The 10438-nt window shown below is 68.3% G+C and carries 6 protein-coding genes; 2 read left to right on the plus strand and 4 right to left on the minus strand.

What is annotated here, in order from left to right; genetic code table 11:
• Positions 1-636: electron transport complex subunit RsxB (rsxB, locus tag ACPUER_RS34860; protein WP_425133349.1), on the minus strand; the 636-nt coding region annotated here is incomplete at its 3' end.
• A gap of 156 nt (positions 637-792) precedes the next feature.
• On the opposite strand from rsxB, the gene ACPUER_RS34865 reads away from it, so the two are divergent.
• Complete coding sequence (locus tag ACPUER_RS34865; RefSeq protein WP_034184817.1) at positions 793-1425, plus strand: TetR family transcriptional regulator; 633 nt, start codon at positions 793-795, stop codon at positions 1423-1425.
• A gap of 81 nt (positions 1426-1506) precedes the next feature.
• On the opposite strand, the gene ACPUER_RS34870 is transcribed toward ACPUER_RS34865, so the two are convergent.
• Both ACPUER_RS34870 and ACPUER_RS34875 read right to left on the minus strand, forming a co-directional pair.
• Positions 1507-2979: a polyhydroxyalkanoate depolymerase gene (locus tag ACPUER_RS34870; RefSeq protein WP_425133346.1), complete on the minus strand. Its 1473-nt coding sequence runs from the start codon at positions 2977-2979 to the stop codon at positions 1507-1509.
• 211 nt (positions 2980-3190) lie between these two features.
• Positions 3191-5020: a glycoside hydrolase family 15 protein gene (locus ACPUER_RS34875; RefSeq protein ID WP_175962847.1), complete on the minus strand. Its 1830-nt coding sequence runs from the start codon at positions 5018-5020 to the stop codon at positions 3191-3193.
• A gap of 163 nt (positions 5021-5183) precedes the next feature.
• Between ACPUER_RS34875 and ACPUER_RS34880 the strand changes: the two genes are divergently transcribed.
• Positions 5184-6428 (plus strand): lactonase family protein, encoded by a 1245-nt coding sequence (locus tag ACPUER_RS34880; protein ID WP_425133347.1) that lies wholly within the window; start codon positions 5184-5186, stop codon positions 6426-6428.
• Positions 6429-6528: 100 nt separating this feature from the next.
• Here ACPUER_RS34880 and ACPUER_RS34885 read toward each other — a convergent pair.
• Positions 6529-10438 (minus strand): DNA translocase FtsK (locus ACPUER_RS34885; RefSeq protein ID WP_425133348.1); only part of this gene is annotated, 3910 nt, incomplete at its 5' end.

Consider the following 10438-nt stretch of genomic DNA (forward strand, 5'->3'; position numbering starts at 1 on the left):
GCGTGCGGCGGCGCGCGCTTCGGCGGCCTCGCGTTCGCGGCGCTGGCGGGCGAGCCGGAGGTCATGGCGTTCGCGCGCGGCATCGGCCTGTTCCTGCGACCACGCGTCCCAGCCCGTGCGATCGCCGGTCACGGGCAGCATCGCGATGCAGTCGACGGGGCATGGCGGCACGCACAGGTCGCAGCCCGTGCAGAGCGACTCGACGATCGTATGCATCTGCTTCGGTGCGCCGACGATCGCGTCGACCGGGCATGCCTGCATGCACAGCGTGCAGCCGATGCACAGGTTTTCGTCGATGAATGCGACGGCGCGCGGGTGCTCGCTGCCGTTGACGGGGTTCAGCGGAATCACCGGCTTGCCGAGCAGGCCGGCGAGGCGCGCGATGCCTTCGGCGCCGCCGGGCGGACACTGGTTGTAGTTCGCATCGCCGGCGGCGATTGCCTCGGCATACGGGCGGCAGCCGTTATAGCCGCACTTCGTGCATTGCGTCTGGGGAAGCAGATCTTCGATACGATCCGCGAGTGTTTTGGAGTCGGTCACGGTGACAACGGGCGCAGCGGCGCCGAATGGCTCTCGGCCGCACGGGGCGCGGCCGGAAAGGTTTGCCAAAGCTTGATTATCGCCGATTTCCCGCATTGCGCTGGACGCCGTCTGTGCGCATAATCGAACCGCTTTTTTGCAGGGGCTCAGCAGGAGGGCGGCCGCACGCGGCGCGCCCGTTCCACGGCGGCCGGCGCCGAGGCGGTGGGGGTGCCGGTCCGGATCACGCGGCTCACATAGCAAAACGCCACCATGAATCAGCCAAAAATCAAAAGAGATCCTGAAGGTACGCGCCGTCGCATCCTGATGGCGGCAGCCGAAGAGTTCGCAAGTGGAGGGCTGTTCGGCGCACGCGTCGACCAGATCGCGCGCCGGGCCGAAACCAACGAGCGCATGCTCTATTACTACTTCGGCAGCAAGGAGCAGCTGTTTACAGCCGTGCTCGAACATGCGTTCTCCGCGCTGACCGAGGCCGAGCGCGTGCTCGATCTCGACGGCGTCGCGCCGGTCGAAGCCGTCACGCGGCTCGCGCATTTCGTTTGGGACTACTACCGCGACCACCCGGAGCTGCTCAGGCTCATCAACAACGAGAACCTGCACGAAGCGCGCTACCTGCACAAGTCGACGCGGATCCGCGAGATGATGTCGCCGATCGTCGCAAAGCTCGGCAACGTGCTGACGCGCGGCCAGAAGGCCGGGCTGTTCCGCAGCGACGTCGATCCGCTGCGTTTCTACGTGACGCTGTCGGGGCTCGGCTACTACATCGTGTCGAACCGCTTCACGCTCGCCGCGACGCTCGGTCGCGACTTCACCGACACCGACGAGCGCGCGGAAATGGTCCGGATGAACACCGAGGTGCTGCTCGCGTATCTGCTGCGGCGCTGACGCGCCGACCAGCGCCCGCCGGATGCAAAAACGCCGCCGTGCGCAGGCAACGGCGGCGTTTTTTCGTCGGAACGCGGTGCGTCAGGCGGCCTTGCGCGTGCGTACAGTTTTTGCGCGCGGGCTGCTGCCGGCACGTTTCGCCGCCGGTGCGGCCTTGGCGGGCGCGGCGGCCGTGACCGTTGCCTTCTCGCGCGTGCGCTTCGCCGTGGTGGCACGTGTCGTTTCGGCTTGCGCGTTGCCGGCCGGCACGGCCGCGAGCGTCGCGGCCGCCGGTGCGACGGGCTGCACCTTCGTCGCGCCGGGCTTCGGTTCCGGCGCATGCTCGCGGATGAAGTCGCGCAGCTGCGGGTAGATGATCGTGCGCCAGCGGCGGCCCGAGAAGATCCCGTAGTGACCGCACTTCTCGGCGGTCAGGCTGCGGCGCTGGTCCTGCGGGATGCCCGTGCACAGTTCGTGCGCGACGTGCGTCTGGCCGCTGCCCGAGATGTCGTCGAGTTCGCCCTCGATCGTCATCAGCGCGGTGTGCCTGATGTCCTGCGGTCGCACACGCTCGCCTTCGACATCCCACGTGCCTTCGGCCAGCCGGAATTCCTGGAACACGATACGGATCGTCTCGAGGTAATACTCGGCGGCCATGTCGAGCACCGCGTTGTATTCGTCGTAGAAGCGGCGGTGCGCTTCGGCGTCGTCCTCGTCGCCGCGCAGCAGGCTCTGGTAGAAATCCCAGTGCGATTGCGCGTGCCGTTCCGGGTTCATTGCGACGAAACCCGTGTGCTGCAGGAAGCCCGGATACACGTGGCGGCCTTCGCCCGGATAGTTCGCGGGCACCGTGTGGATCACGTTGTTCTCGAACCACGAGGTCGAATGCTGCGTCGCGAGCGAGTTCACCGACGTCGGGCTGCGGCGCGCGTCGATCGGGCCGCCCATCATCGTCATCGTGAGCGGCGTGTCCTCGCCGCGGCTCGCCATCAGCGAGATCGCCGCGAGCACCGGCACCGTCGGCTGGCATACCGAGATCACGTGCAGGTTGCGCGCGCCGATGTGACGGATGAACTCCTGGATGTACGCGACGTAGTCGTGCAGGTGGAACGGGCCGGTCTCGACCGGCACCATCCGCGCGTCGATCCAGTCGGTAATGTAGACCTTGTGATCCTGCAACAGCGTGCGCACCGTGTCGCGCAGCAGCGTCGAGTGGTGGCCCGACAGCGGCGCGCAGACCAGCACGACCGGCTCGTCCTTCAACTGCGTGACGGCGTCGGCGTCGTCCGAATAGCGCTTGAAACGCAGCAGCCGGCAGAACGGCTTCTCGACGATCGTCTGCTCGACGATCGGGATGTTGTGGCCGTCCTTGACGATCTGGTGAAGGTTGAATTCGGGCTTCTCGTAATCCTTGCCGAGCCGGTACATCAGTTCGTACGCGGCGGCCATCCGCGTCGCGCCCGGCATCAGCGAGAACGGGCTGGACGGATTGGCGAACGACTTGGAGGCGGCCTGGGCCCAGGCCGTGAGCGGGCTCAGCATCGCCCGCTGGAATTCGTGCAGTTGGTAAAGCATGCAGACTACTCCCGCGTGGGGGACGGTGCGCAAGGGCGGCGTGGGGCGTCGCGGCGTGCCGTGGGGGTCAGCGGCCGGCCATGTTGCACTGCGGCCGGTCAATCGTGTCGATCATATCGGACAACCATGAATGTTGCAATGCAACATTTCCGCGATTTTTCATCAAAATTTTGCGATTTGACGTTCTCTGAAAAAGCTGCCCGCGCCTCGTTCAGCGCCCCGTGGCCATCGCCGGTGCGGGCTGGCCGGCCGCGCGCGCCATTGCGTCTTCGTGGTGCATCAGGTTCATCGCGGTATGCACGAGCGCCACGTGCGAGAACGCCTGCGGGAAGTTGCCGACGAGCCGCCCGGCAACCGGGTCGTACTCTTCCGCGAGCAGCCCGAGATCGTTCGACAGCGAGAGCAGCCGGCTGAACAGGCGGTGCGCGTCGTCGATCCGGCCGAGCAGCGCGTAGTTGTCGACCAGCCAGAAGCTGCACGCGAGAAACGTGCCTTCGCCGGGCGGCAGGCCGTCGTCGTATTCGGTCGTGCGGTAGCGCATCACGAGCCCGTCGTGCAGCAATTCCCGCTCGATCGCTTCGACCGTGCCGACGACGCGCGGGTCTTCCGGCGGCAGGAAGCCGAGCAGCGGCATCAGCAGCACGCTCGCGTCGAGTTCGTCGCTGCCGTAGCTCTGCGCGAACGCCTGCTTGTCTTTGTGCCACGCGTTGTCGCATACGTCGGCATGGATCCGCTCGCGCAGCGCGCGCCAGCGGTCGAGCGAGCCGGGCAGCCGGAACATTTCCGCAGACTTGATCGCGCGGTCGAACGCAACCCACGCCATCACCTTCGAGAACGTGAAATGACGGCGGCCGCCGCGCGTTTCCCAGACCCCCTCGTCGGGTTCCTGCCAGATCTTCTCGAGATGGTCGAGCAGCGCGCACTGCACGGACCAGACCGTGTCGTCGGCCTGCAGCCCGCCCACGCGCGCGAGGTGCAGCGCGGCCATCACCTCGCCGAACACGTCGAGCTGGAGCTGGTTCGCGGCGCCGTTGCCGATGCGTACGGGCTTCGAGTCCTGATAGCCGGGCAGCCAGTCGAGTTCCATTTCCGGCAGCCGGCGTTCGCCGGCGATCCCGTACATGATCTGGATCTGCTCGGGCGAGCCGGCCATCACGCGGCCGAGCCACGTGCGCCATGCGCGCGCCTCGTCGTAGTAGCCGCCGCGCATCAGCGCGAGCAGCGTGATCGTCGCGTCGCGCAGCCAGCAGTAGCGATAGTCCCAGTTGCGGTTGCCGCCGATCTTCTCGGGCAGCGACGTGGTCGGCGCCGCGACGATACCGCCGGTCGGCTCGTACGCGAGCGCCTTCAGCGTGATCAGCGAACGGCGCACGGCGGCCGCGTAGCGGCCCTGCACCTGGCAGCGGCCCGACCATTCGAGCCAGTAGTTCTCGGTGCGCGCGAGCATCGACAGCGGGTCGCGCGCGGGCGGCAGCCGCATGTGCGATGCCGCGTAGCTGAGCGAGAACGGCACGCGTTCGTCGGCGCTCACCGTGAATTCCGCAATCGTATGAAGGTTCTTGCCGGCGAGCGGCACCGGCGTGCGCAGCACGACGGTGTCGGGGCCGGCGATCGCCTTCATGCCGTCCTCGCGGGTCAGTTGCGTGACCCACGGGACCGAGAAGCCGTAGTCGAAGCGCAACACGAGCTCCATGCGCATCTTCATCGTGCCGTGGCGGCCGACGACGATCCGCACGAGTTCGGACCAGCCATTGCCGGGCGGCATGAAGTCGATCACGGTGACGGCGCCGTCGGCGCTTTCGTAGTCGGTTTCGAGAACCAGCGTGTCGCCGCGATAGCGGCGGGTCGTGTGCGTGATCGCGGCGTCGGCGGCCGGCGCGAGCAGCCAGCGGCCGTGCTCGGGCGTGCCGACGAGCGCCGCGAAGCAGGCGCCCGAATCGAAGCGGGGCCAGCACAGCCAGTCGACGGAGCCGTCTTTTGCGATCAGCGCGGCGGTGTGGCCGTCGCCGACGAGGGCGTAGTCTTCGATCAGGGCGGGCATGGGCAGGCGATCCTTGGTTTCGAGTTCACAATGCGGACGGCGGCGCCCGGGCTTCACGTGCCGGCGCTGCGCCCCGTATACTCGGCCGGGCGGCGGAGCGCGTGAATGGCCGGCGTTTCGTCCTATCTCAACACTTGAAGCGACTCGATGCAAGGAGGATTCAATGCCCAACCGTTTACGCGAGCATGACGCACGCGCTTCGACACGACGGTTCCCGCTTAGGCTCGCTCGCTGGATGAAAGGTTTCGCGATCGTGCTTTCCCTGTCCGCGACCCACGCATTTGCGCAGCAATCGCCCGCCCCGGCCGACGGCGTCTACAACCTGCTCGTCGGCACCTATACGGGTGGCGGCAGCGACGGGATCTACGTTTATCGCTTCGATACGAAAACCGGCAGCGTCGCGCCGGTGTCGTCGGCGAAGACCGTGAATCCGTCATATCTGTTGCCGAGCCGCGACGGTCGCACCGTCTACGCGGTCAACGAATTGCCCGGCGACGACGGGCCGGCGACGCAGCGCGGCGGCGTCAGCGCGTTCCGCTTCGACGCGAAGACGGGCGCGCTGACCTTCATCGACCGCGTGTCGTCGGAGGGGAACGATCCTTGCTATCTCGCGCTGTCGCCGGACGGCAAGTACCTCGTGACGGCCAACTATTCGGTTGCATCGGATCCGGGCGGCAGCTTCGCGGTGTTCCCGCTGCGCGACGACGGCGCGGTCGGCCAGGCCGTGCTGGCCGTGCACCATGAGGGCACGGGGCCCGTGAAGGGCCGCCAGGACGGCGCGCACGTGCACTCGACGGTGTTTTCGCCGGACGGCCGTTACCTGTTCGTGCAGGATCTCGGCGCGGACAAGCTCTACGGCTACCGCTACACGGTGGACGGCAGCCGCGGGCTGATCAGCCCGACCGACACGCGCTACACGACGGTGAAGGCCGGTTCGGGCCCGCGTCACATGGTGTTCGGCGCCGACGGCCGGTTCGCGTACGTGACGAGCGAGCTGAACGCGTCGGTCGAGGTGTTCGGCTACCACGACGGCAAGCTGACGCCGGTCGAGACGGTGCCGATGACGGCGCCGGGCTTCAAGGGCAAGGTCGGCGGCGGCGCGATTCATCTGTCGCCGGACGGCCGCTTCCTGTATGCGAGCAACCGCGGCGACGCGAACGACATCGTGATCTACGCGGTGAACCGGGCCGACGGCCGGCTGAAGCACGTCGGCCGCCAGTCGAGCCTCGGCAGGACGCCGCGCGAGTTCCTGATCGATCCGACCGGCAAGTGGCTGATCGTCGGCAACCAGGACAGCGATACGTTCTACGTGTTCAGCCGCGATGCCGAAACGGGGCAGCTCGGCGCGAATCCGCAGAAGGTCGCGGTCGGCAAGCCGGTCGACTTCAAGCTGGTGCCGGCGCTGTAAATGACGAAGGGCGCTGCCGATGCAGCGCCCTTTGTGTTCCGGGGCGGCCGGTTTCGCGGTGCGTCCGCGCCGGCCGATCGCGGCCGGGCGGCCGCCTTGCTCAGTCGGCCGCGGCCGGCACGAGCACCTCGCGGCTGCCGTTGATGCCCATCGCCGATACGAGCCCGGCCGCCTCCATCTGCTCGACGAGGCGCGCGGCGCGGTTGTAGCCGATGCGCAACTGCCGCTGCACCGACGAGATCGACGCGCGCCGCGTGCGCACGACGAACGCGACGGCTTCGTCGTACAGCGGATCGGCTTCCGCGTCCGGCGCTTCGCCGAACAGGTCCTGCGTCGCGCCGTCGGCGGCCGGGCCGTCGAGAATCCCTTCCTCGTACTGAGGTTCGCCGAACTGCTTCAGGTACTCGACGATCCGGTGCACTTCCTCGTCGGCGACGAACGCGCCGTGCACGCGCTGCGGGTAACCGGTGCCCGGCGGCAGGAACAGCATGTCGCCCATCCCGAGCAGCGATTCGGCGCCCATCTGGTCGAGGATCGTGCGCGAGTCGATCTTCGACGACACCTGGAACGCGACGCGCGTCGGGATGTTCGCCTTGATCAGACCGGTGATCACGTCGACGGACGGACGCTGCGTCGCGAGGATCAGGTGGATGCCGGCCGCGCGCGCCTTCTGCGCGAGGCGCGCGATCAGCTCTTCGATCTTCTTGCCGGCGACCATCATCAGGTCGGCCAGCTCGTCGATCACGACGACGATCAGCGGCAGCTTCGACAGCGGCTCGGGATCCTCGGGCGTCAGCGAGAACGGGTTGCCGATCTTCTTTTCCTTCGCTTCCGCGTCGCGGATCTTCTGGTTGAAGCCCGCAAGGTTGCGCACGCCGACGGCCGACATCAGCCGGTAGCGCTTTTCCATTTCGCCGACGCACCAGTTCAGCGCGTTTGCCGCGAGCTTCATGTCGGTGACGACCGGCGCGAGCAGGTGCGGGATGCCTTCGTAGACCGACAGTTCCAGCATCTTCGGGTCGATCATGATGAGCCGCACGTCTTCGGGCGTCGCCTTGTACAGCAGCGACAGGATCATCGCGTTGATCGCGACCGACTTGCCCGAGCCCGTCGTGCCGGCGACGAGCATGTGCGGCGCCTTCGCGAGATCGGTCACGACCGGGTGGCCGGTGATGTCCTTGCCCATCGCGATCGTCAGTTGCGACGGCGAATGCTGGTACTCGCGCGCGGCAAGGATTTCCGACAGGCGGATCATCTGGCGCTTCGCGTTCGGCAGTTCGAGGCCCATGCAGGTCTTGCCGGGGATCGTCTCGACGACGCGGATCGACGTGAGGCCGAGGCCGCGCGACAGGTCCTTCATCAGGCCGACGATCTGGCTGCCGCGCACGCCGAGCGCGGGCTCGATCTCGAAGCGCGTGATCACGGGGCCGGCCGACGCGCCGACGACCGTCACCGGCACCTTGAATTCCTGCAGCCGCTGCTCGATCACCTGGGCCGTCTGCGCGAGGTGTTCCTCGGTGATCATTTCGACGTCGTCGGACGCGGGCTCGAGCAGGTCGAGCGTCGGCAGTTCGACGTTGAACGACGCGGGCGCGTGGAATTCGAACGCGTTCGGGCGCGGCTGGCGCGCGGGGGTGTCGGGGGCGGCGTTTGTGTCGGCCGCGGCAGGCGCGGCCGGTTCGGTTGCCACGGTGGCGATTGCGCCGACGGGTGCGGCAACGGGAAGCGTCGGCGCGGCAGCGGCAGTCGCTGGCGTGGGCAGGCCCGCGCCGGGAACGGTTGTTGCCGGTTGCGGTGCTGCGATCGATGCGGCAGTCGGTGTCGCGGACACATTCGGCACCGACCAGCTTGCCGACGATGCGGCAGGGGCGGGCGGTGCAGCGAACGTCGTAGTTGCGGTTGCCGCAGGCGCCGATGCGATCGGCGGGGGCTGCGTCGCGGTCGTTGCCGCGATGGACGCCAGCGATCCGGCCGCGATGACAGGCGCGCCTGCGTCCGGTTGAACCGGGGCCGCTGCGGTCGAGGTCATCGGGGTGACTGCGCCCGAGGACGATGTCGTTACGACGGAAGCGGCTGGCGGAACCGGCAGGCTGGCCGCCGGCTGCGGTGCGGTTGAGCCGGATCGGCCGAATGTCGTGCCGGTCGACGAGGCTGCCGTGTTGGCCGACAGAGTCGATGCGGGCGCGAAAGGCTGCGCGGCGATCGAGCCGGACGCGAAACTCACAGGCGCCGCGGGAGCGGGCCTAGGCGTTGCCGCCGATGCAGGCGCTTGCGCGGTCGAGTTGAATGTCGAATCCGACGCGCCGGCCGTCGATGGTGGCGTGGCGGGTACAGCGGTCGATGCGGGCGTTGATTCGCGGGAGAGTGAACCGTAAGTCTCGCCCGAAACGCCGACCGGCGCCGCCGATACTACCGATGCGACGGCCGGTGCCGAGGCGGCTGGCTGTGAAAGCGGAGCGGATGCCGGGCCGGTTGCACCGACCGGTGAAGTCGAAGCGACCGGTGCAAAGGTCAGTGCCGATGCGGCCGGCTGCGAAAGCGAAGCGGATTCAGTACCGGTAACGCCGACCGGTGAAGTCGAAGCGACCGGTGCAACGGTCGATGCCGACGCGGCCGGCTGAGAAAACGAAGCGGATGCCGTGCCGGTTACGCCGGCCGGTGCAGCCGCAGCTGTGTCGGGCGCCATGCTCGATGCAGATGCAGGTACCTGCGCGGTCGCGCCGTGAGCGGCGCCGCCGAGCGGCGAAGTAGCGGCGGCCGAAGCCGTCGGTGCTGCGGCAAACGGTCGAGCTGGCTGCGATTTCGGCAATCCTGCGAAGACGGCCGTATTTGTCGTCGCAGGTTGCACCGTCGGCGGAATCGACGGCGTCCGCGTCCAATCAGTCGCAGGCGTGGCGCCCTGCGCGATTGCCGACAGCGGCGCGGCGCGCTCCGCGGCTTTCGGCTCGACGGTTTCCGATGCGGTACGCGATGCAGTCAGTGCCGACCCTGCCGCAAGCGGCACGGCGTCGGAAACGGCGCGTGCCGACGATTCTGCGATCGATGAAGCGGGGAGGACAGCAAACGGAGCGATCTCCGCGGCGGGTTGGACGTCGGCGTGAGCATCGGCGATGCCCTGCGGCGCATGGGCCGGTGCAAGGCGATCGATCGCAGGAGCCGGTTGCGCGTCGTACTTGTCACCGGTATCGATGGAAGCAACCGGTTTGCTTGCAGCGATGCCGTGAACCGCCTCGTCTTGCGGTTGCGCGAAGGCCGCATTGGCCGGCTGCGATCCCGCCGCGCCGGTCGGCGACGCAGCGATCGGGCTATCGGCCGATCCGTCGAACGCGGAAACCGGCTGGCTGGCGAGGTCTTCCCACGGAGCGAGGTCGATCGGCGCGTCGAACGACGGCGCGGGTGCGATTCCGAACGACGGCGCGGCGGGCGCATCGTCGGCGTGCCGGATCTCGGGGGCGCCGCGATGCGAAAACGCCGCATTGTCGATGCCGGTATCCGGCAGCGTCTGCGGGACGACGTCGTCGAACGTCGTGGTGCCCGTATCGGCGGCCGGAGCATGCGCCGTGCCGGACTCCGCCGGCATGAACGCATCCAGCATGATCGGCGCGTTGTCGTCGTAAGCGGGCGCCGCGTCGTGTTCGACCGTGGCGCCGGCGTCATGGGCCGCGACGCCGTGCGTCGCGGAGGCGAACCCGTTCGACACGGCAGCCGACACCGGCGCGGCAGCGCTGCCGGCTGTCGCTGCCATACCGGCCACGGTTGCGGCGGCTGCCGCCGCGTGCGCGGCATCGGTCGACTGCGAACCGCCGAGCGTGGCCCATTGTGCGGTGCTGGCCTCGATCGAGCGCAGCGTGTCGTGAACGCTCGGCGCCGGCGTGATCGGCGCCGCGGGTTTTTCCGTCCATGCATAGAGTGGCGCGCGTACCGGCGTTTGCGATGCCGGGCGGCGTCGCGCGGTGTCGGGCGGCAGGCCGGCCGCGCCGATTCCCGCCGCCGGTCGCACGGGCGGGCGC

The sequence above is a fragment of the Burkholderia sp. DN3021 genome, from assembly GCF_049805555.1.
Lineage (GTDB): Bacteria > Pseudomonadota > Gammaproteobacteria > Burkholderiales > Burkholderiaceae > Burkholderia > Burkholderia pyrrocinia_C.